This is a genomic window from Burkholderia sp. 22PA0106 (assembly GCF_047497155.1).
In the GTDB taxonomy this organism is placed as follows: domain Bacteria; phylum Pseudomonadota; class Gammaproteobacteria; order Burkholderiales; family Burkholderiaceae; genus Burkholderia.
On the sequence record NZ_CP163162.1, the window covers coordinates 2,939,208 to 2,961,856 of the forward strand.

The window sequence follows — 22,649 nt, forward strand, 5'->3', positions numbered from 1 at the left end:
GGCGCACCTTCGAACCGGGAGCCGATGTGGACAATCTCGATCTCGACGTACTCGCCACCCTCGCCGGCTGGCTGCGCGACGGCCGCGGCGCGCTGCTCGCCACCGTGGTGCGAACCTGGGGCTCCGCGCCGCGCCAGGCCGGCTCGATGCTGGCCGTGCGCGACGACGGGCTGGCGGTGGGCTCGGTGTCGGGCGGCTGCATCGACGATGCGCTGATCGCCGACGTGCAGCGCGACGGCCTGCCGGCCGGCACGCCGTTCGCCACCACCTACGGGCTGGCCGCCGACGACGCGCACCGCTTCGGCCTGCCGTGCGGCGGCACGCTCGAACTGGTGCTGGAGCCGCTGCCGGCCGGGCGGCATGCGGCGCAGTTCGCAGCGCTGGCGGCGCGGCTGCGCGACGGCGAACTGGTGGCGCGCACGCTCGATCTGGCCAGCGGCGCGGCCACGCTCGCGGCCGGCCACGCCGACCGCGGGCTGCGCTTCGACGGCCGGCGCCTCGTCACGCTGCACGGCCCGCGCTACCGGCTGCTGCTGATCGGCGCGGGGCAACTGGGGCGTTACGTGGCGAGCGGCGCGCTCGGGCTGGGCTACGAGGTCAGCGTCTGCGACCCGCGCGTGGAGCACACCGGGCAGTGGGACGTGCCCGGCGCGCGGCTCGTCGACGGCATGCCCGACGACGCGGTGATCGCGCTGCGGCCCGACGCGCGCACCGCCGTGATCGCGCTCACGCACGACCCGAAGCTCGACGACCTCGCGCTGCTGGAGGCGCTGACCACGCCCGCGTTCTACGTCGGCGCGATCGGCTCGCGGCGCAACAACGCGGCGCGGCGCGAGCGGCTCGCGCTGTTCGATCTCGATGCGGCGGCGATTGCACGGCTGCGCGGGCCGATCGGGCTGTATATCGGCAGCCGCACGCCGCCCGAGATCGCGATCTCGATCCTGGCCGAGCTGACGGCGTGCCGCAACGGCGTGCCGATCGGAAGGCAGCCGAGCGATGTGGCGACGGGCAAGCGCGCCGAGCAGGAGGACGAGGCGGGTGATGCGATTGCGCGGGCGTGCGGGGTGGTGACGGCTTAGGGCGGGGGTTCACACGATCAGACGGAAAATCCCAGGCCGCGCCCTCCCGAGGCACACGGCGCTTCCGGCGTCAGCCACACCGGTTGACATAGAAACCGATCAGTCCATATAATCCGCGCATCTTCCACGAGGTTCATCCATGGCAAACCCCGCTGGTCTTGGCCGTCCTCGCGAGTTCGAACTGGAGGACGCCGCGCGCGACGCAATGAACGTCTTCTGGGACCGAGGCTACGAAGGCGCATCCCTGCCCGATCTGATCGCGGGCACCGGGCTGTCGCGCGGCAGTCTCTACAAGGCGTTCGGCGACAAGAAGGGCCTGCTACTGGCGGCGCTCGACCTGTATATGTCCACTGGGCTCAAGGCGTCCGCCGACATCCTCTCGCAGCCAGGCGCCGTGAAGCCCGCCATTCGCGATTCGCTGCTGCGCTACGCCCGCCTTTCGATCGGCGATGCCGGGCGACGCGGGTGCCTCGTGGTGGCCATGGCCACGGAAATGGCAGCACACGATGCCGAGGTCGCGGAACGCACCGGCCGCATGTTCCGCCGCCTCCAGCAGCTTTATGCGGGCGCGATCGTGCGAGGCCAGGCAAGCGGCGAGATTGCGGAACGCGACGAACAGGTCCTGGCACGCTTCCTGGTCTGCCAGATCGAGGGAATGCGCGTGCTGGGCAAAACCGGCGTGCTCGAAGCGGACATGCTCGCGCTGGTCGACAGCGCGATGCGCATCCTCGATTGAAATTTTTTTGTCCATTTTGGAACCAAATGGTTCCGTATATAGGTGCATCGATGCCCCCGAACACGCTCTCTTCACCCGATCCGCGCCGCTGGGCCATGTTCCTGGTCCTGCTCGTCGGCGCCTTCCTGCCGCCTCTGGATTTCTTCATCGTCAATGTCGCGCTGCCTTCGATCCAGGGAGAGTTGGGCACCACGTCCTCGGCCGAACAGTGGGTCATTTCCTCGTACGCGACCTGCTACGCCGTGACGCTGATTACCGGCGGCCGACTGGGAGACCTGTTCGGCCGCGGCCGCATATTTTTCCTCGGCCTGATCGGCTTCGCGGCGGCATCCCTGCTGTGCGGCGTCGCCGGGGCGCCGTGGGCGCTCATCATCGGACGCGCCTTGCAGGGCGTGACGGCCGCCATCATGGCGCCGCAGGCACTCGCCTCGATCCAGGCGATCTTCCCGGAAGCGGAAAAGCCGCTCGCGTTGAGCCTCTATGGCGCCGTCTTCGGCCTGGCCTCGGTGATCGGGCAGGCGCTGGGCGGCATCCTGATTTCGCTGAACCTGTTCGGCATGGCATGGCGCACGATCTTCCTCGTCAACCTGCCGGTGGCGACACTGGTCGTGCTGTTCGGCATCCCCCTGTTGAAGGAAACGCGCGCGGAGCACGCCCGCAAGCTGGACCTGGTCGGCATGGCCCTGTCGATGGCGACGCTGGGTGCGCTGATCCTGCCGCTGATCGAGGGGCGTGAAGCCGGTTGGCCGCTGTGGTCATGCCTCTGCCTGGGCGCGGTGCCGGTATTGGCATGGATCTTCTGGCGCTACGAAAGCCGGCTCGCCGGCCAGGGCGGCGCCCCGCTGCTCGATCCGGCCACCCTCCGGGCGCCGGGCCTGGGCCGCGCGTTGCTGGTCGCCCTGCTGTTCTATGCGATCGCCGCCTTCTTCCTGCTGTTCTCCGTCTATCTGCAAAATGCCCTGCATGTCGACGCCTTGAGCGCGGGCCTCGCGTTCCTGCCGTTCGGCGCGGGCTTCCTATTGGGCCCGTTGTCGACGCCGCTCGCTGGACGCCTGCTCGGCGCCTACGTCAATGCGTTCGGCATGGGCCTGGAAGTGGTCGGCTTTGGCGGCCTGGCCTGCTTGATCGAGGCATCGCCGGCCGGCATGCCGCCCGCCTTCGCGCCGCTTGCCATCACGCTGTTCACGATCGGCTTCGGACAAGGTCTCGCGCTGCCGACGCTGATGCGGATGGTGACCGGCCGCGTTGCGCCGGCCATGTCGGGCATGATCGCCGGCATCGCCAGTTCGACCTTGCAGGTCAGCACCGCGCTCAGCGTCGCGGTCATCGGCGGGATTTTCTACACCGTGCTCGGTTCGCGCCACGACCCGGCCTCCATTGCGCACGCCTTCGTGGTGGCGGCGCTCTGTATCGCTGCGTGCCTTGCCGTCGGCGCAACGCTGAGCCTCACCCTCGCCCGGCAACCCGCGATACGGCGTTCGGCGGTGGAGCGCCCCGGTATCTGAGGGCACAAGGACTCGCTTAAAACAAGGCGGCGTTTTCCGAGGTGCTTGCGTGTTCCTGTGCATCAAATGGGGCCGCTCGACGGCTTCGTGGCGAGCACGGCGCTATCGCTTCGATCTCGCTCCTGCTCCGAGCCCCGCGCCCACGGCTGCCCCAAGACTCAACCAAAGGCCCATGTTCTTCGTTACCGCGCCGAGGACGGCACCGATCGCCAAACCCACCGTGAGCCATTTGGCCATTTCCTTCCACTCCATGCATTGAATTGCTCGGCACGTTAGCACGAGGCGGCCATCTGGAATCAATGCAATGCGCAATGGCAGATCGCAAAGCCGAGCCGGTTCCATATCAAAATAAATCAACACAAGAACCTGATAGAAATAACAGGATTAAACAATTCTGTTGCGTCACTTGTTTCAAATCATTACACTCGCTCCCTCAAAACGAACGATTCTCATTTGACATCTCTTGGCAGGGTTTAGCCGGAAAGGCGTGTGCTTGACGCTGGTGTCGAATTCGAATCGCTCTTAAATGCAAGGAATGGAGAATTTATGTTTTCTATTGATTCGCAATCCTCAATTTCTCATCGCCTTGACCTGAGACTCGTCTCGGAATCCTGGCTGAACGAGCCAATTGATCTCGCCGTCGAAGAACTGCCGGAATCGCTGCATTTTGCGAGCGATTGCGCATCGTCCGTGGGTAGCGTCAGCACCACCGGAGGATGCGTGGGCGGGTGCGCCTCCAGCGCATCGACGGTCGGCTCGATGGGCAGCATCGTCAGCTCGGGCGGTGGCGGCGGCGGCGGTGGTGGCGGCAACGACGGCTGATTAGCCGTCAAGGCCGCTTTCCCGCCTCGCGGCGGCGATTAACTCCACCGTATCGCTTATCGTCTCCACGACACCGCTCACATGACAGGGATTCTGTTCGAAGTCTCGGGACTTTCGAAGTCGTACAAAGAAGTCAAGGCACTGAAAAACGTTTCCTTGAATGCGCGTGCCGGTGAAATTATCGGCATTGTCGGTCCGAATGGAGCCGGAAAAACGACGCTCATGGAGTGTTCACAGGGGCTGGTTTCCTATGAAACCGGCTCCATTACGCTATTCGACGAAGATGTCAGGCATGGATTATCGCAATCCGCCAGGCAGCGAATCGGCGTGGCGCCGCAATTCTTCGCATTGCCTGCGCTACTGACCGTTCACGAAATTCTTTCGATGTATGGCGCGCTGTATCGAAATGCAGGGCCGATCGAATTCGCCATTGAACGCGTGGGCCTGCGCCAACAGGGCAATACCCGCTTTGGCCGCCTTTCGGGTGGACAGAAGCGCCGCCTGGCGCTCTCGATCGCATTGATCGGCAATCCCGACCTGCTGTTCCTGGACGAGCCCACCGGCGATCTCGATCCGCAAAGCCGCCGCTACATCTGGGACATCATCCGCGACGGCGAGGCCCGGCACCGACGCGCCGTGCTGATCGCCACGCACCAGATGGACGAAGTGGAAGCGCTGTGCACGCGCGTCGTCGTCATCGACGAAGGCCGGTTGCTGGAGGACGGCCCTCCCCAGACACTGATCGCCCGGCATTGTCCCGAGCACCACATCCGCTTCGAGTTCGATGCCGACGCCCGGTCCGTGGTCGGCGAATGGCTCCCCGGCGTCGAACTCCTCGACACGGCGCAAGCACCCGCCCGCCTTCAGGCGCGCCTGGTCGCCAGCGACCTCGACGCGGTGCTGCACCGAATCCTTCGGCTCAAGGAGCAGAAGGCGGCCGGCATCCAGGATCTTCAAGTCGCGAAGAGCAGCCTCGAAGACGTCTTCATCCGGTTGACGGGCAAAACATTAAGGGATTAACCGTGCCGTATCTGTGGACCGTCTATCGGGCGTTGCTGCGTGCAACGTTCAAGGAATACACGCGCGACCTGCTGCCGTTGATCTTCTCGCTCGGACTGCCGCTGTTCTTCATCATCAGTTTCGGCGCGACGGAGCGCATGGGCCAGTCGAATGCGTCGTTTGCCCTCAACGTGGCCGTGGTTGGCGACAACGCCGCCGCGCGCGACGCATTCGAGCGCCTCTCGCAAGATGGCGCCTTTCACCCGCAGCGGGTCGCGGTGACCGACCTCGCCGAGTTTCTGCAGGCCGGCAAGTATCAGGCGGTGCTCCTGCCCGCCGGCACGCCGGGGGGCGAGCCCGCGCGGGCGACGGTCGTCACGCTGGCGCGCTTCGAGGGCGTCGGCCCGATCGTGCAGCGCGCGCTGAACCCGGAAAACCCGGCGGCCGCCTCGCAAGCCGCCGGGCTGCGCGTCTTGCCCAACGGCAGCGCAAGCTACTTCCGCTACGTATTCCCGGCGATTCTCGCCATTTCGCTGCTGCAGGTCGCCCTGTTCGGCACCGCGGCGCCGATCATCTCCGCGAAGGAAAAGGGCCTCTACCGCCAGTACCGGATCGTGCCGATGCCGCGCCTGGCCCTGCTGGCAGCCCAGGTATCGGTGCGGGTGGTGGTGTCGCTGGTGCAGATCGGCTTGCTGACCGCGATCGGCTGCCTGATCTACCAGGCGCCCATCGCCCACCCGTTCGCCTTCGTCGCGGTGCTGGTGATCGCCACGCTGACCCTGGTCAGTTACGGCTATGCGATCGCCGGCCTGTTCAGCCGGATGGGCGTCGCCACCGGCGTGCTGATGCTGTTCAACTTCTACTGCATGCTGTTCGGCCAGATGTTCAACGACCTGAGCGACAGCGCCTGGAAATGGCTGCTGCCCACCACGCCGATCAGCTTCGTATCCGAGGCCCTGCGCATGACGACCACCGGACAGCACGGGCTGTTCGAGATGCCGACTGCGATCGCCGGCATGCTCGCCTACCTGCTGGCCTCGACGCTGGTGGGTACCCGCTACTTCCGCTTCGAACAACAAGCACAATGAGACTGGAAACTCCTCGCGATCCGGCATTGCCGTCCACCGACTGGTGCTACTACAAGCTCTACGTCGGATCGAAACACGACGCCATCGACTACCTGATCACCGATGCCCTCGACGACGCACTCGACATCGTCGGCGATCGTCCGTGGTTCTTCCTGCGCTACATCGACGAACGCGGCGTGCATCTGCGTTTTCGCGCGAAGCTGGGTGCCGCCGGCCGGCAGGACGAGACGGCGCTGTACGCGGCGCTTCACAACGCCATCACGCAGTTGGCGCAGGCGCCCCAAAGCACCTACGCCCCGCTGGTGTCGATGGCCGGCAATCCGCCCGAGCCGCCGCGCACGCCCTTGCCGGTGATCTGCGAGCGCGCCGAATACGAGCCGGAACTCGACAAGTACGGCGGTGAACGCGGCATGCCGATCGCCGAGGCGCTGTTCCACCGATCGAGCGAACTCGCGCGCGAGGCCTTGCAGCTGGAACGCGAGGGGCGCGTCAATCGCAAGGACCTGGCGCTGGCGGTGTTCGTCGAAAGCATGGACGTGCTGCTGAAGGACGGAGAGGCGCGGCCGTTTCTCGAGCGCTACGCGACCTTCTGGCTGGCGGGCAATCCGGCCATCGGCGCCTTCAAGGCGGCGTTCGCCGAACGCGCCTACGAGATCCTCGACGCGGGCGAGCCGATCGTTCCCGCGCGCGACACGCTGGACGGCAACGCGCGCGCCTGGATCGCCGCCTGGCGCGCGGCCCTGGCCGACGCGCAGCAGGGCTACGGCAGGCACTGTCCGGCGTGGTCGCCAACGCTCGCCGAACGCCTCGCGTTCCACTTCTCGCATCTGATGAACAACCGCCTCGGCTTCAACGCCATCGACGAGGCCTATCTCGCGAGCCTGCTGGCCAAGGCATACGAAGCAGGCTACCGGCATGCAGTTGCATAACCGCCTGTTGCGCCCCGAGCTGGTCGCGCAGTATCCGTTTCTCTCGCTGGTCGCGCCGTTCGGCGGCGTGGTGCGCGGGGTCTACAGCCTGCCGCAGACGGAACTGCATGTGCCGCGCTTCCACGCCGTGCTGTCCCATATCGGCAACTTGTCGATGGCGTATTCCCATATCGCCGAACAGGCCGGCAACGACCTGCAGCGCATCGATATCGGAGGCTGCGGCGCCGACGAATCGCTCGACATCGCCATGATCCGTTCGGTCGCGGAGGCGGCCGAACGTTACGCCACCTGCGTCTACGACAAACGCGACGTGACGGTGGCGTCGTTCGCGGAAATGGACGAGCGCGGCATTCCGGCCGAGCGGATCCCGCGCTGTTCGGACCAGGAATACGCGCACCCCAAATGCCGTCTGCGACGCATCGATCCTCAGGCGCCGCTGCGCTGGATTCCCGGCTACTCCCTGCTGCATCGGCGCACCACCTACGTACCGCTGATCATGACGCATCTCTATGCGCGCCCATGGGCCGGCGAATCGTTCTGGCTGCCGATCTCGACCGGCGTGGCCGCGCATCTCGATTTCGCGCGCGCCGCGGTGGCCGCGATCTGCGAGGTGGTGGAGCGCGACGCCATTTCGCTGCTGTGGCTGCTGCGCATGCAGGCGCCACGCGTGCATCTCGACGAGCCGACGCCGGCCGCGCACGCGGAAAAGATCCGGCGCCTCGACGCCAGCCTGCTCGATCACCGGGTGTTCGACGTCACGCTCGACACCGGCATTCCCACGCTGTATTCCCTGCAATTGCGCGATGGCGCGCCGCATGCGGCGCAGTTCGTCAACTGCTCGACGAGCTTCGATACCTGGGGCTCGTACTCGAAACTGATCCGCGAAAGCGCGATGGGCCGGACCATCCTGGAGCATCGCCTGCCGGTGCCCGAGGATCTGCACGATTTCGTCGAACTCGAGCAGGGTGCGATCCACATGGCCCGCATCGAGCATCGCGCGGCGTTCGATTTCCTGCTTGCCCCGCACGAGGCCGACGCGCCCGCGCCGGAACCGTCCGCGCCCCGCCACGTCGGCATTTCACGCATCGGCCGAGGCCTGCCCACCGAGCCCGCCTCGCAGCTCAAGTACATCGTCGAGCGATTCGCCGCGCTCGGGATGGACATCGTGCTGGTCGACATGACCACCGACGAGCTGCGCGACGCCGGCCTGCACGTGGTGCGCGCGGTGATTCCCGATCTCATGCCGATGTCGGCATGCTACGGCTCGCGCTACCTCGGCCACGCCCGGCTGCTGCGCATGCAGCGCGAACTGGAAACGCGCACCGGCCGGGCGCACCCGATCAATCCCTATCCCCAACCGTTCGCCTGACACGACTCATGATCATCGTCCACCATGGCGCATTCGGTCTCGCGGTTCGTCAAACGCTCGTGGCGCAGTTGCCCGGGGCGCGCGTGATGACGCTCGACGAGGCCCGCCATCACGCCTGGGATGGCGAATCCGGCGAATTCGTCGCGCTCGCGCTCTCGGCACGGCCGACGATCGCGCTGCAACGTCTGTCCGACCGATTCCAGGCCGCCCGTCTCGCGCATTCGATGGTGGTGCTGTCGGATCATCTGCTGATGTGCGGCCCGCTCGTGATTCCGGGCGCCGGCCCATGCCTGCGCTGCGCGCTCCGGCGCTTCGCCAGCATGGTCGAGAAGCCGCGCACGGCACGCCAGGACCAGAACCTGAACGCCTTCATCGAAGCGCATCCCGACAGCGAATTGCCGGGCCATTTGCCGACGCTGGTCGAACTGGCGGCCCTGAAACTGTTGCAGCACGGCCGCTGCCGCGCCGGCGACGCCGGCCGTCTCAGCGCGCTCAGCCTGGTGGACAGCCGCACCGTCGAAAGCCGGGTGATCGCCCTGCACGGCTGCACCTGCCGTTCGCTGCCGCGCGCCTCGCTCGAGGAGCGATGGCTCGGCGCCCTGCGTCCCGCACTCGACGGATTGCTGCAATGAGCGACGCGATCCGAAATCAGGGCGCCTCGAGCGCGCTCAGCGCGACGATCTCGGCCGCCCAGTTCCTGCAGCACGAGGAACTGCTCGACGGCATGCCGAGGCGGCCCAGGCTGGTTCCCGAGCTGCTGCTGGTGCCGGCCGGCCCGACCAGCCTGACGCTCTATGGCGCACAGAGGCCTCGCACCCTGCAATGCGGAGCGGGCGTCGAGGTGCTGCGCAGGCTTCTGGCCTTGCTCGACGGCACGCGCACGCTCCCCGACATCGAGGCGGAGATCGGCCATGCCATCGAGGGTGGCGCAACCGGGCTGGTCTCGCTGCTGTTCCGCTACGGTCTGCTGGAGGAAGCAGACGACCACGCCACGCGCGAGCACGACATCACCGGCTCGCCGCCGCCCTCGCCGGCGGTGACGGCCTATCTGGGCCGCTTCGTCGGCGGCACGCGCATGCACGCCAATCGCGAATCGGCAATCCGCGCGGCCCAGGCGATCCGGCTGGGCATCTGGGCGCCGCGCGCGGCGGTCGCGAGCCTGCGGCGCGCGGTGGACGGCATGCCGTTCGGGGCGGTGCGCATCGCGGCGATCGAGGACGCGCGCGGCGGCCAGCCGGCAGCCCTCGACCTCGATTCCTCCACGCACGCGCTCTTCATCGGCACCGCGGGTCCGGCGGCCGGCCCGCTGGAGGCGCTGTCGGATCGCTGGCTTGCGAGCGGACGGCCCTACCTCAATGCCCGGGTCGGCCGGTCCGAGACTCACATCGGCCCTTATGTCCTGGCGACGCAGACCGCCACGCATCGCTGCGCCGCGCTGCAGATCGAACCGCCGGACGAACAGCCGGACGCGCTCGATCTCGCCTGGTGGGCCACGGTTGTCCTGCACGAATGTCAGCAGTTGCTGCTGGGGCTCACGCACGAGCTGTACCTGAACCGCGTGGTCGTGCACGCGGCGGGAGCGGAAGGTTTTTATCCGGTGGTCGTGAAAATGGCCTGGCTGACCGGCACCGCCTGGCAGAACGGAAGAGACAGCGACCGGCGGCACGCGAACGGCGCCTTCGCGGCCTGGCTTCATCACGTCGGCACCCGGCCGCCGCCGCGCGAACTGCTTTCGCCACGCCTGTTCCAGACGCATTTCTCGCTCGAGAACGTCAAGCTGCACGACTCGCCGCTGCCGCATGCCGGCGCCCGCGAGGAAATCGCGCTGGCGTCGCCCTCGGAGCTGCCCGCGCTTTCGTCGGCGACGCCGCCCGACCCGCACGCGCTCTCGCTGTCGACACTGGCGACCGTGCTCCGGCTCGTCGCCGGCTACCAGGCCGACGCGGACGGCGCGCCGAGACGCATCGCGCCGTCGGCAGGGCAATTGCAGTCCACCTCGTGCTACCTGGTGGCCAACGCGGTGCCGGGCCTGTCACAGGGCGTGTACCTGTTCGACGGGCCGCGCCACACCCTCGTCTCGCTGGAACTGCCCCAGGCCACCCGCCTGCGCCAATACCTGTACGGGCCGCTCGGGGCAGAGGCCTCCGGGGTGCCGCCGTGCACCCTGATCATCACCAGCAACCTCGCAAGGCTGCGCAGCAAGTACCACGATTTCGGCTTCAATCTCACGCATCTCGACGCGGGGGTCACCACCGCCTGGCTGGCCGCCTGCGCGGCGGCGGCGGGATGGCGCCTCGGCGCGCCTCCACGCCTTCCCGCCACCCGGATCGCCGACGCCCTGCTGCTTGCCGACGAGGCCAACACCCATCTCGTCTGCACGGCGCTGCATCTGTTCGGTGGCCAGGCCAGCGTCTCGCGGCCGCTGGTCGACGCCCGCGAGACGGCGGACCTGCTCGCCATGATCGACACGCCCGCGGATCATCTGGTGCAGGCCGCCGAACCCGCGCCCGACCACGACGCATCGCAAGGCGCGACGCTGCGCAAGCTGCTGCGCCGCGCAACGATCGACCAGCTCGACACGGTGCTGCTGCAACGGCGCGCGCGTTACGACTTCTCGGATCGGCCCATCGATGGCGAGTCGCTGCGAACCCTGGTCGCCCTGATGCTGAACCGGCGCGATCCGCACGAACGCGCGCGGCCCGCCGGCCCAGCTTGGCGCCCTTGGCTGCTGCTGCCGCGCGACACCGACATCCTGCCGGCCGGCGTGTATGACTGCCCGCAGGATGATCCGGCCAGTTGGCGCCGCCTCGGAGCACTGTCGGCCGGGCAAATCGGGCAATGCGTCAACCAGGCCAATTTCGAGCGCGCCGCCGCGATGCTGGTGGTGATCGCCGATCTGGAGGCGGCCTTGTCCGGTGGCGATCCCGCCGCCTACGGCAAGCTGCATCGCGATGCCGGCGCCGCCGTCGGGCTGGCCTGGATCGGCGCAAGCGGCATGGGGCTGGTCGGCGCGCCGTGCGGCGGCGTGATCGAACACGGGCTGCGCCCCTACGGCACCGATGGCTATCGCGCCACCGCGCTGTTCTCGCTGGCGCTCGCGCATCCGGCGCCGGCAGGCGCGCAGACGCCATGAACGAGATGCACGTCGAACCGGCGCAAGACGCCCCGCAACGCTGGTCGCTACGCACGGATGTGGCGATCGGCAGCCCTCAGGACAGCATGCTGATCCTTGCCGGAGGACGTTTCGAGCGCGCCTTGAAACTCAGCGGCGCAAGCTCGGAACTGGCCCGCCTGCTCGAAACCCCGGTCACCACGGCGCAGTTGGCCGAGCATCTGGCGGCCCGCTACCCGCGCCATCCGGCCGGCCAGCGCCATGCCGCGGTCGGCGCGTTCCTGCAGCGCCTCGACCGGGCCGGGCTGCTCGAAGCGCCCGCCACGGCAGTCGCCGGCCCGGCCGCGGCCGAAAGCGCCAGTCCGCCGATGCTGGCGCGCTGGCGCCTGCCGAATCCGGACGCCGCGGCACGTCGCGTGGCCGATGCGCTCGGCAAGGCGCCGGCCGCGCTCGGCTCCGCGGCGCGGGCCGGTCTCGTGGCCGCCGTGCTGCTGTGCCTGATCGGCATCGCGCGGCTCCACCCGATCGACCACGCGAGCCGGCTCGACGCGGCCAGCGGCGCCGGCATCGGCGCGCTGCTGCTGCTGTGGCTCGCCGGCCACGAATTTGCCCACGCCGTGGCCTGCCGGCTGCACGGCTTCCCGGTGGCGGGAGCCGGCCTCAAATTCCGGGGTTTCCTGCTGCCCTCGGCCTATGTCAACACCAGCGCCATCGCGCTGGGCGATCGGCGCGACGTGCAATGCGCGGTGGCCCTCGCGGGGCCGCGCTTCGACCTCGGTTTCGCCGCCTGCTGCCTGGCCGTTGCGCTGGCCGCCCCGCACGGCGGCGCGGTGTCGCTGATCGCCGAATACGGCGCGGTCGTGACGCTCGTCGCGCTGTTTTTCAACCTGACGCCGTTTCGCGCCTCCGACGCCAGCAGCGCCTTTTCGGCGCTCTTTTCCGAGGGCGGGGCGCCGGACGGATGGCCGCGCGCGCGCGCCGGCGACTGGCCGCATGCGAGCCTGTTCCATGGCCTGTACGGCAGCGCCTATGCCCTGCTGACGTTCCGCCTGCTGACGCAATTGATCGACTCCTTGACCTCATGACGCAACGCCAAGCGAATGTTTCGGCCGACCCCGCCGACGCGATCGGGATCAGGCTTGCCGGTTTCGCCCTGCTGCGGGTCGGCGGACTGCCGGCGCGCCATGCCGCCGACCTGCCCGGCGCCGACGCGATGCGGCAGCATGCCCGCCTGCGTGCGCTGGAACGGGAGCGCGAGCGCAGCGCTGCGCAGTATGTGGAGCGTCTCCACGAGACCATCCGCCATGCTCCGGACGACCCTGCCCGCTTCGCCCTGCTGGCGCTCAAGCGCGCCGCGTTCGGGAACCGGCGCCGGCCGTTGGCCGCCACGCTCGAAGCCTGGCTCGCCAGCCAGGCGCCGGCCACGCTCGCGGCACACGTCGCGTTCGATGCGGCGGCGGTGCGCTGCGAGGCGGCTCAGGCGCGCTTCTGCGAGATCGTTCACGCCGGCATCGCCGAGACGTCCGCCGCGCTCGAGGCGGCCAGCCGCGTTCCGCACTTTCGCGCCGCGCTCGCGCTGGCCGCGCCCTCGCTGATGCGTTCGCTGCCGGCGGCGGGCGCCTCGTGGGGGGCGTTGCCGCGCAAGAAACGCGTCGCCATCGAACGCACCCTGCTCGCCTACCTGTTGCGCGCCGCGACCAAAACCAGCCCGTTCAGCACGTTCGGTGCGATCGCGCTGGCACGCATCGACAGCGACGCCGCGCACGGCGAGTTCGATGCACGCGATGCCCGGCTGACCAGCACCAGCCTGCTCAATCGCAGCATCGCGGTGAGCCTGCGCGACGCGCTGTATGCGCCGGCCGCGATGTTCGAGCGCGACCTGCCCCTGAAGCGCAATCCGACGTTCCGCCTGGTCGCCCGACATGCGGCACGCAACGGCGTCGACGCCACCTCGGTGCGAGGCCGCGCCCGGAGCTACCAGCTCCGGCACGGCACGCTCTGGGCCGAGGAATTGGTGGTCGACAATCCTTCGCTGGCGCCCTTGCTGGCCGCGTTCGCACAGCTTCCCGAGCGGTTCCGGGCCTGCGATGCCGAGCAATTGCTGCGCGCCGCCGGCCGCTCGACGGAAGACGCGCGCCGGATCGTGCGCAGCCTGTTGCGCACCGACGTGCTGCGTCCCGCCATCCAGTGGAACGCGCATTGCGTGCGGGCCGCCGCACCGCTCGGCGCGTTCGTCGCCCGGCTCTCCGGTGCCGCCGAGCCCGCCCGGCCGATCGATCGGCCGGCGTCCGCGAACGCCGCGAGCCTTGCTCCCGGGCAGTGGCAAGCGCTCGCCGCATCGATCGCCGAGCTCGACGAGCTGGCCGAAAATTTCGCGCAATGCGCCGACACGCAACGCCCCGCGGCGCTCGCGGACATCGAGGCGCGCTGGCATGCCCTGCATCGCACGCTGGATACGCGGGAGCCGCCGCGGCTCAGGGTCCCGCTTTACGAGGAAGCGGACTGCCAGGGCGTGCACCTGGTGCTCGGCGAGGCCTTCGTGAAGCGCACCGTGAAGCGGGTCGCCGCCGCCATCGGCACGCGCGCGGCGCTGTCGACCGAGTATCTGTGGCTGCATCGCAAGTTCGTCCAGAAGTTCGGCCCGGGCGGCGTCTGCCACGACGCGGCGAGCTTCCTCGAACCCGCCTGGCACGAGTTCATGGCGTTCAGCGCGAACTTCAACCCGCACGCGCGCGACGATCTGCTGGCCGCCTGCGGCCCGATCGACTCGCGCGGCCTGAAGCTGCCCGTCACCGCCTATCTGCAGTTCGACACCCGCCAGCCCGAGACGGTGACGGACGGCGAACCGCTGGTGATCCTGAACGCGGCGTTCAACCGGATCGGCTGGCAATCCGCCCGCACCACCGCGGCGCGTCACGTCGATGCCGACGCCCGCGCCGACGCCATCGGCAACTGGCTGCGCCGCGCCGCGCAGCCGCTGCGCAACGTGACGCTGTCGGTCAGCGGCGAATCCAGCGGCTTGCAGCAGCACCGCCGTCTCGCCGACGCTCACGTGTGCGTCGACGAGGAGGTGGCCGAATTCGGCGATTGCAGCCTGAGCGACCTGAAGCTGCGCCACGACGTCGAATCGGGGCTGATCGAGATTCTCGGTCCCGACGATGCGCCGATCCGCCTGCAGTATCTCGGCGGCGCCACGCCGATGCCGGCCTGGGGCGCCAAGTACCTGCTGATCGCGCTGGCCGAGCCGGTCGAGATCGGCCGGCCCGCCGCCGACCTGGTGATGGCCTCCGACCACGATCGAGAGATCCGCCACCAGCCTCGCCTGGTCGAGAACAACTGCGTGCTGCTGCGCGCCACCTGGTGGGTGCGCGCGCGACGGCTGCTGGCCGAAGTCGATGCGGCGAGCCCCGAGGCGCGCGTCGCATCGATGCTCGACTTCTGCGCCGCGCATTCGATCCCCGGCGAGGTTTATGTCAACGGGCAGCACAGCGATTTCCTCAGTTGGGAATCGTTCGTCGACGTGAAGATTCGCAAGCCCGTATGGAGCCGGCTCGGCAATGCGCATTGCATCGACGCCGTGCTGTCGACCGCCCGGCACGCCGAGTGGATCGTGTTCCGCGAAGCGCTGCCGGCGCCCTCGGCAAGCTGGTGCCGGCTCGGCGACGACGCGCATGTCAGCGAACTGCTGGTCGAGATGGTGATCGACGTACCCGCGCTCGCGCTGCCCGCCGCATCCCGCGCCGACGCGGACCAGACCGCCACGGAACCGGCATGAGTCCGGATCCGCACCTCACGCGCGGCGCGCCCGCCGATTCCCTCGACGTGCTGACGCGCCCGCTGGGCGGCGCGCGCGCGCCGGACGCCGACGGCGGCCCCGCTGCGCGCGGCCGCCCCCCGCGCGCCGGCTACCGCCTGCTGGCCCTCGCCATCGGCATCGCGGCCCTGGCGGGCGCCGGGCTGTTCGCGTTCCGGCACGCGCCGGCGAACGTCGCCGACACCGCGCCGGCGGCTGCGACCCACCACGCGCCATCTCGACCGACGGACACCGCCGCCGGCGTGATCACGGCGGCCGGGCTGCTGAAGGCACGCCAGATCGCGACGGTATCCGCCGAAGTGACGGGCACGCTCGAGCGCGTCCTGGTCGAGCGTGGTCAGCAGGTCCGCCAGGGCGATCCGATCGCGCGGCTCGACACCTCGCTGCTCGAGACGGCGCAATTCGACGCGCTGACCGCCGTCGCCAGCGCACGCAGCGATCTGACTCGCGCGCAGGCCCAGTTGCCGCTCGCCGAGACGCGTCTGGCCCGCTTGAACCGGCTTCTGCCGGCCGGCGCCGTGCCGCGTCAACAGGTCGAGGACGCCCAGGCCGAGTACGTGCTGCGGGCCGCCGAGGTGCGCGCGCTCGGCCTGAAGGTGGACGCCGCACGCAACGCGCTCGAACGCAGCCGCATCGACCTGCGCAAAGCCACCATCCGCGCGCCCTTCGACGGCGTGGTGGTCTCGCTCGACGCGGCGCCCGGCGAAATCGTCTCGCCCATCTCGGCGGCCGGCAGCTTCGCGCGCACCGGGATCGCGACGATCGTCGCCACCGGCCCGTTCCATGCCGACGTATGGGTGCCCGAATCCCTGCTCGGCAAGCTGCACCAGGGCCAGCGCGTCACGCTCACGCCCGACAGCCTGCCCGACCTGCATGTGAGCGGGCAGGTGCGTTTCGTTTCGCCGGTGGTGGACGAACGGCGCGCCGCCGTCCTCGTCGAGATCGATCCCGACACGCATCCGGACGCGTTCAAGCACGACATGTCGGTCCACGTGGACTTCTTCCAACAGGAACCCCAGCTTGCCAGCCCATCCTCACATCCCTGACGGCGCCGCCGCGCCAATCCTGAGCCTGAGCCAGGTATCGAAGTCGTACGTGCGCGGCCGCGAGCACATCCAGGTCCTCGACGGCCTCGACATGGAAGTCTTTCCCGGCGAGATGGTCAGCGTGATGGGGCCGTCCGGCGCCGGCAAGTCGACCCTGCTCGACGTGCTCTCCGGCATCGCCCGCGCGGATCAAGGGCGCGTGCGGATCGCCGGCCACGCCTTCGAGCAGTTGCCGGAATCGCAGCGCACGCGGCTGCGCGGCCGGCATCTCGGTTTCGTGTTCCAGTTCTACTGCCTGATTCCGGTGCTGAGCGCGGCGCAGAACGTCGCCCTGCCGCTCGATCTGTGGCGCCTGCCGCGCGCCGAGCGCGCCGAACGCGTGCACGCCGCCCTCGCGCTGGTCGGCATGAGCCACCGACACGCGCACCTGCCCTCGGAACTGTCGGGCGGCGAACAGCAGCGCGTCGCGATCGCGCGCGCGGTCGCCGGCAACCCCGAAATCCTGCTGTGCGACGAACCCACCGGCGACCTGAACCGCGAGATGGGCGACGCGATCATGGATCTTCTCGAGACGCTGTGCGCCTCGCACGGCAAGACCATCGTGATCGTCACCCACGACCCGGCGGTCGCCGCGCGCGCGCATCGGCACTTCCGGCTGGATCACGGCAAGCTGGTCGAATACGCGCGGGAAACGGCGGCGGAGGCCTGATGTCGGCGCGCCTCCAATACATCGTGCAAAGCATGCGACGGCATCGGCTGCGCTCCGTGCTGACCGCGGCCTTCGTCGCGATCGGCTTCGCGACGCTGCTGATGACGATGGCGCTCGCGAACGCGCTGTCGCCCACCATCGATGCCAGCGCCGATCGGCGGCTGCTGGTGCTCAACGGCGTCAGCACGCAGATGCCGCTGCCCACCTATTACGCCGCGAAGATCGCCGGTGTCGAGGGCGTCGCCCAGGTCAGCCACGCGGCGTGGGTCGGCGCGTTCTTCCGCCAGCCCGGCTGGGGCGTGCCGGCGTTCGCCGTCGATGCCCCGACCTTCTTCGCCGCCAACCCGTCCCTGCAGGTCGGCGCCGCCGAACTGGACGCCTGGCGCCAGGCGCGAGACGGCGTGCTCATCGATCGCCGCTTCGCGCAACGCTACGGGCTCGCGCGCGGCGACCGCCTGCCCCTGCAGTCGTCGATCTGGCAGCTCGCGCAAGGCGGCGTGCTCGACCTGCGCGTCAGCGGCTTCGTCGACGAACGCGAGGAATCCGCGCCGCCGGCCCTGTACGTGCATTACGACTATTTCGAGGACAACCGCCAGAACGGCAAGGGGCTGACCAGCTACTTCGTGGTGCAGCCCGCCCCCGGCGCCTCGCTGGCGGCAGTGGCCCAGCGCATCGACGCCCTGTTCGCGCGGCAGGCATACCAGGGCATCACGCAGACCGCGCCGGTGCACGTCCATATGCAGCAGTTGCTGCAGCGCATGTTCGATTTCGGCAAGGCCATCACCTTCATCGACGGCACGATCTGCCTGCTGCTCGCGGTGCTGCTCGTCACCAACATCGTGGTGCTGGCGCAGCGCTCGCTGGACGATTACGCGCTGTTCGGCAGGATCGGATTTCCGGCGGCCTGGATCCGCCTGACCGCCTTCCTCCAGCATCAGCCGCTGGTGGCGTGCGGGGCGCTGGCCGGCGCCACGCTCGGGTGGCTCGGCCTGATCGCCCTGCGCAGTTGGGGGCCGCCGCAACTGAGCGGCCTGCACCTGGGCCTGAACGACGCGGCCTCGATCGCGGGCGTCGTCGTGCTGCTGGCCCTGGCGACCGGCCTTCCCGCGCTGTTTTCGGCCATCACCGCGAACCGGACAAGCTCATGAACGCTTCCCCGACCGTTTTGCCCCGCCGCGCGAGCGCGTCGTATCAGGCGCTGCGCCTCGGGCTGGTAGTGCTGCGGCATCTGCTGCAACGGCCGGCCTATCTGGCCGCCGTGGTGGTGTCGTTCGCACTGGTGGCCGGAGTCTGCGCGCTGACGTTCTCGGTTCGGCACGGCCTGCTGGCCACCGTCGAGGCCAGCCAGGAGCCGGGCCTGTTCTTCCTGATGAACGCCCAGGCGGATTCGGAGCTGTCGAGCATCGTGACGCCCGCGCAAGCCCTTTATCTGCAGCAGTTGCCGAACCTCGGCGGCGGCTGCGGCCCGGCCGCCGCGCGCGCCGGCCGCTCCCCGAACTCGCGCTGCTGACCCGCCAGGCGCCCGACGGGCGCATCGGCGACTTCATGGTGCGTGGCGTCACCGCCTCGGCATTCGAGATGTGCAACGCGCAAGGCGGCCGCCGCTACGCCACCCTGGTCGATGGCCGGATGTTCAAGGCCGGCGCGCGCGAGCTGCTGGTGGGCGCCGCGCTCGCCCGGCGATATCCGGAATTCGCGCCCGGCAAGTCCGTCACGATTCACGGAATCTCGTGGGCCATCACCGGCAGCTTCCAATCGAACGGCTCGATTCGCGAATCCGAATTCTGGACCGGCCTGGACACGTTGCGCACCGATTACGGCCTGGGCGAAAGCTATAGCGTGGTGGCCTTCACCGGCACACCGCAAGCCGATGTCGGCGCGTTCAACGACGCGCTGGCCGCGATCGAGAAGGGCAAGCTGCGCGTCACCGATGCCGCGACCCACTATGCCGGCAAGGGGCAGGATCTGGTGAGCCTGATCGGCCTGTTCGGTGTCGCGTTCTCGGCGCTGGCGGGTGTGGTGGTGCTGATCGGCGTGGCGGCGCTTGCCGAGTCGCTGCTCGTCAACCTCGCCACCGAACTGCGCACGCTGCGGCTGATCGGCTTCGGGCGCGTGCTGTTCGCGGCGTTCGCCGGGCCGTTCGCGCTGCTCGGCATCGCGGGCGGCTTGCTGGGCGCGCTGGCCTGCTGGCTGGGCACCTCGGCCCTGTCGTTCTCGACCTTCTCCAGCGCGCACGAAATCGTGTTCCGGCCGGTGCTCACGCTGCCGATCGCCGGTCTGGCGCTGCTCTACGGCACGGTGCTGGCGCTGGCGGCGGCCGGCGTCAACTACCGGCGCATCGTCCGCGGAGCGTGAGATGGCCGAGGCAGGGAAGCGCGCCATGAGCACCGCCGGGCCGTCGGGGCATCGCCGACAGCCGGATCCGGCTCGCCGGCGCCTGCTGCATGCCGGCCTTGCCGCGAGCGCGATGCTGGCCGCGCCGCCGGCGCCGGCGGCGCCGGCGGCGCCGGCGGCGATCGCCTCCGGCCAGGCAGGCCCCGGCGCGGCGCCACGCATCGCGACGCTCGACTGGACCGTGGTCGAGACCCTGCTGGCATTGGGCGTCACGCCTGTCGCCGCGGCCGACGCAGCCGGCTACCGGCGCTGGGTCGGCCAGCCGCCGATGCCGGACGGCGTGACCGAGATCGGCTTGCGGACCGAACCGAACCTGGAGGCGCTGGTCGGCGCCCGACCCGATCTGATCGTCATCACGCCGCAGTTCGAGCGTTCGCGGTTCCTGCTCGAACGGATCGGCGCGGTGCGCAGCATCGACTTCTATCCCGGTGCGGGCGACGCCCTCGGTCATGCCGAACACGCCGCCGCGACGATCGCCGATTGGTGCGGCCGGCCTCGCCGCGCCACCGCGCTCATCACGGAGGCACGCCGGCAGTTGGCCGAATGCGGCGAACGCGTCGCCGCGCGCAAGCCCCTGCGCGACAGGCCCTTGCTGATCGCCCAGTTCGCCGACGCCCGGCATCTGCGCCTGTTCGGGGCCCACAGCCTGTTCGACGCGGTGCTCGCACGGCTGGGGCTGCGCAATGCCTGGTCCGGCAGCGGCTCGCCCTGGGGCTCCGACCTGGTCCCGCTGACCCGGCTCGCCGCCTTCGACGACGCGGCTCTGGTCCATGTCGCGCCGCTGCCCGGCTACGTGCGCCTCGCACTGCGGGACGATCCGCTGTGGCGCGCGATGCCGTTCGTGCGCGCGCGCCGTGTGATCGCGCTGCCCGCGTGCTGGCCGTTCGGCGGCGTGCCGTCCGCGCTCCATTTCGCCACCCGGTTGCTGGCCCCGGCCGCGCACCCCGACGATATCCTCGATGCTTGACGCCACCTCCGTCGCGATCGGCCGCAAGCCGGGCTTCACGCAGCCGGCCGGGCGCCTGGGCCTCACCTGCGGCCTGCTCGCTGCAGGTGCCTGCGCGCTGTTCGCCACCCTGATCTGGCTGACGCCGGTGCCGATTTCGGCCGACGACTTGCGCCGCGCGCTGACGCCCGGCGCCGAAACCGGCAGCGGCAGCCTCGGCGCCTTGCTGCTGCGCGAGGAGCTGCTGCCGAGACTGGCCTTGGCGCTGGCCGGCGGCGCGGTGTTGAGCATGGCCGGCACGCTGTCGCAGTGGATCTTCCGCAGCCCGCTGGCCTCGCCCGGCACGCTCGGGATCCCGATCGGCGCCAAGGTCGCGCTGGCCGCGGCAAGCTTGATCGCGGGCGGCGCGGCACTGCCGCGCGAGGGCGTGGCGCTGGCCGGCGGCATCGCGAGCGCCCTGCTGTGCTTCGGACTGGCGAGCCGGCGACGCCTGACCGGCGAGGCGCTGGTGATGTGCGGCCTGCTGGTCGGCCTCGCGCTGGGCGCCCTCGACACCGTCCTGTATCTCGCCGATCCGGAAGACCTGGCCAGCCTGCAGGTCGAAGGCACGCTGAGTACGGCCCGGGCCTGGCAGGATCTGCGCGCCATCGGCTGGCTCCTGGTGTTCGGCATCGGCGCCTGCGCCGCGCTGCTGCGCCCGCTCGAGCTGCTGGTGCTCGACGATCGACATGCGCGGCTGCTCGGCGCGCAACCCGCCGTGCTGCGCCTGGCGGGGCTCGCCGTCGCCACCGCGCTGACCGCCGTGACGGTCGCCCGGATCGGCGCCATCGGCTTCATCGGCCTGGGCGCCCCAGCCCTGGCGCGCGCGCTCGGCGCGCGTCGTCTGGTCGAGCAGATCGCCGGCGCCGCGGTGCTGGGCGCCCTGATTCTCGGCAACGCCGACCTGCTCACGCAATGCGCCGCCTACCGCGGCGTGGCGAACGACGCCACCGGCGCGCTGGTCGGCCTGCTGGGCGCGCCGCTGCTGCTGTTGCTCTGCCTGCGCGTTCGCACGCCCCATGCTGACCCCGTGCACCCGCGCTCGGCCAACGCCGGCAGCGGCCTCTCGGCGGCCGCGCGCGCCAGGCTCACCCTCGCCTTGCTGCTCGGCGTCGCGGCAACCGTCGGCGCGGCGCTGTGGATCGGACGCGGCCCATCACACTGGACGCTGAGCGCGGACCCCGCCTTGTTCGCCGTGCGCTGGCCGCGGGTGCTGGCCGCCGGTGCGGCGGGCAGCCTGTTGGCCGCTACCGGCCTGCTTCTGCAACGCCATACCGGCGAGGCCATGGCCAGCCCCGAAACGCTCGGCCTGTCGGCGGGCGCGGCATTCGCGATGCTGCTCGGCATCGGCGTGCTCGGCGTCACCTCGCGCTCCGCGATACTCGCGCTCGGCCTGCTCGGCGCCGCGCTGACGCTGGCGATGGTGTTCGCATGGCGAAACGCGATGCAGGATGCCCGACGGCTGATCGTGTTCGGCATCATCCTGACTACCGGCCTCGCTTCCGCCAGGACGCTGGTATTCGCGCAAATGGATCCGCGCGGGCCGGGCCTGATGAGCTGGCTCGCCGGTTCGACCTACGGCGTGAGCGCCGGCGAGGCCGGCTGGACCGCGGGCATCGCCGCGATCTGCCTGGCGGCGGCCCTGGCCATGCATCGCTGGATCGCGCTCCTGCCGCTCGGCCAGACCGTGATGCAGGGGCTGGGCGTCGATGTGGTGCGCACGCGCACGCTGCTTCTCGTCCTGAGCGCCGTGATGACGGCGGCCGCCACCTGCGTGGTGGGCCCGCTGGCCTTCGTCGGCCTGATGGCGCCGCGGTTGGTCCGGCCGCTGCGCACCCGCGACATGCGCGCCCTGGTGGTGCTGACCGCCCTGGTCGGCGGCGCGATCATGATCGCCGCCGACTGGCTGGGGCGCGTGGCGCTCTATCCGATGCAACTGCCCGCCGGCGCCGTCGCCTCGCTGCTGGGCAGCGCCTGGCTGCTCGCCACGCTGATCCGGCGATGAGGCGCGGCTCCCCGAATCGAGCCTGGCCCGTGCGCCGCGCTTTCCGCACCGAGCGGC

At 69.8% G+C, this 22,649-nt stretch carries 19 protein-coding genes; all 19 read left to right on the forward strand.

The features are described 5' to 3' along the window. The first annotated feature begins 26 nt into the window (after window positions 1–26). The 19 genes from AB4850_RS12675 to AB4850_RS12765 all read left to right on the forward strand — a co-directional run bounded on the left by AB4850_RS12675 (window position 27) and on the right by AB4850_RS12765 (window position 22,592). Window positions 27–1,079 carry an XdhC family protein gene (locus AB4850_RS12675; RefSeq protein ID WP_414440152.1) on the forward strand — a complete coding sequence of 351 codons (1,053 nt, stop codon included), beginning with the start codon at window positions 27–29 and terminating at the stop codon, window positions 1,077–1,079. Window positions 1,080–1,218: 139 nt separating this feature from the next. Continuing rightward, the gene (locus AB4850_RS12680; protein WP_414440153.1) at window positions 1,219–1,815 is read left to right on the forward strand and encodes a TetR/AcrR family transcriptional regulator; all 597 of its coding nucleotides are present in this window, start codon (window positions 1,219–1,221) and stop codon (window positions 1,813–1,815) included. A 50-nt stretch (window positions 1,816–1,865) separates the two neighbouring features. Continuing rightward, complete coding sequence (locus tag AB4850_RS12685; RefSeq protein WP_414440154.1) at window positions 1,866–3,320, forward strand: MFS transporter; 1,455 nt, start codon at window positions 1,866–1,868, stop codon at window positions 3,318–3,320. 546 nt (window positions 3,321–3,866) lie between these two features. Further along, on the forward strand, window positions 3,867–4,142 hold the full coding sequence (locus tag AB4850_RS12690) for a hypothetical protein (protein ID WP_414440155.1): 276 nt from the start codon (window positions 3,867–3,869) through the stop codon (window positions 4,140–4,142). 81 nt (window positions 4,143–4,223) lie between these two features. Then, on the forward strand, window positions 4,224–5,162 hold the full coding sequence (locus tag AB4850_RS12695; RefSeq protein ID WP_414440156.1) for an ABC transporter ATP-binding protein: 939 nt from the start codon (window positions 4,224–4,226) through the stop codon (window positions 5,160–5,162). Window positions 5,163–5,164: 2 nt separating this feature from the next. Then, complete coding sequence (locus tag AB4850_RS12700) at window positions 5,165–6,229, forward strand: ABC transporter permease (RefSeq protein WP_414440157.1); 1,065 nt, start codon at window positions 5,165–5,167, stop codon at window positions 6,227–6,229. Continuing rightward, window positions 6,226–7,158, forward strand: coding sequence for a thiopeptide-type bacteriocin biosynthesis protein (locus AB4850_RS12705; RefSeq protein WP_414440158.1), 933 nt, complete (start codon window positions 6,226–6,228; stop codon window positions 7,156–7,158). The genes AB4850_RS12700 and AB4850_RS12705 overlap by 4 nt, the downstream gene beginning before the upstream one ends. Then, the gene (locus AB4850_RS12710; RefSeq protein WP_414440159.1) at window positions 7,145–8,527 is read left to right on the forward strand and encodes a YcaO-like family protein; all 1,383 of its coding nucleotides are present in this window, start codon (window positions 7,145–7,147) and stop codon (window positions 8,525–8,527) included. The genes AB4850_RS12705 and AB4850_RS12710 overlap by 14 nt, the downstream gene beginning before the upstream one ends. 8 nt (window positions 8,528–8,535) lie before the next feature. Then, entirely contained in the window at window positions 8,536–9,159 is a 624-nt protein-coding gene (locus AB4850_RS12715) for a hypothetical protein (protein WP_414440160.1), read from the forward strand. Then, complete coding sequence (locus tag AB4850_RS12720) at window positions 9,156–11,660, forward strand: hypothetical protein (RefSeq protein WP_414440161.1); 2,505 nt, start codon at window positions 9,156–9,158, stop codon at window positions 11,658–11,660. Before AB4850_RS12715 ends, AB4850_RS12720 begins: the two co-directional genes overlap by 4 nt. Beyond that, a complete protein-coding gene (locus tag AB4850_RS12725; protein WP_414440162.1) occupies window positions 11,657–12,724 on the forward strand; it encodes a PqqD family peptide modification chaperone in 1,068 nt (355 codons plus the stop codon). Before AB4850_RS12720 ends, AB4850_RS12725 begins: the two co-directional genes overlap by 4 nt. After that, entirely contained in the window at window positions 12,721–15,414 is a 2,694-nt protein-coding gene (locus tag AB4850_RS12730; RefSeq protein ID WP_414440163.1) for a lantibiotic dehydratase, read from the forward strand. Before AB4850_RS12725 ends, AB4850_RS12730 begins: the two co-directional genes overlap by 4 nt. Beyond that, window positions 15,411–16,499, forward strand: coding sequence for an efflux RND transporter periplasmic adaptor subunit (locus tag AB4850_RS12735; protein ID WP_414440164.1), 1,089 nt, complete (start codon window positions 15,411–15,413; stop codon window positions 16,497–16,499). Before AB4850_RS12730 ends, AB4850_RS12735 begins: the two co-directional genes overlap by 4 nt. Beyond that, a complete protein-coding gene (locus tag AB4850_RS12740; protein ID WP_414440165.1) occupies window positions 16,474–17,208 on the forward strand; it encodes an ABC transporter ATP-binding protein in 735 nt (244 codons plus the stop codon). The genes AB4850_RS12735 and AB4850_RS12740 overlap by 26 nt, the downstream gene beginning before the upstream one ends. Then, entirely contained in the window at window positions 17,208–18,356 is a 1,149-nt protein-coding gene (locus tag AB4850_RS12745) for an ABC transporter permease (RefSeq protein ID WP_414440166.1), read from the forward strand. The genes AB4850_RS12740 and AB4850_RS12745 overlap by 1 nt, the downstream gene beginning before the upstream one ends. Then, the gene (locus AB4850_RS12750; protein ID WP_414440167.1) at window positions 18,353–18,718 is read left to right on the forward strand and encodes a hypothetical protein; all 366 of its coding nucleotides are present in this window, start codon (window positions 18,353–18,355) and stop codon (window positions 18,716–18,718) included. Before AB4850_RS12745 ends, AB4850_RS12750 begins: the two co-directional genes overlap by 4 nt. A gap of 35 nt (window positions 18,719–18,753) precedes the next feature. Then, on the forward strand, window positions 18,754–19,563 hold the full coding sequence (locus AB4850_RS12755; protein ID WP_414440168.1) for a hypothetical protein: 810 nt from the start codon (window positions 18,754–18,756) through the stop codon (window positions 19,561–19,563). A 1-nt stretch (window position 19,564) separates the two neighbouring features. Next, window positions 19,565–20,569: an ABC transporter substrate-binding protein gene (locus AB4850_RS12760; protein WP_414440169.1), complete on the forward strand. Its 1,005-nt coding sequence runs from the start codon at window positions 19,565–19,567 to the stop codon at window positions 20,567–20,569. Continuing rightward, entirely contained in the window at window positions 20,562–22,592 is a 2,031-nt protein-coding gene (locus tag AB4850_RS12765) for an iron chelate uptake ABC transporter family permease subunit (RefSeq protein WP_414440170.1), read from the forward strand. Before AB4850_RS12760 ends, AB4850_RS12765 begins: the two co-directional genes overlap by 8 nt. Window positions 22,593–22,649 lie beyond the last annotated feature (57 nt).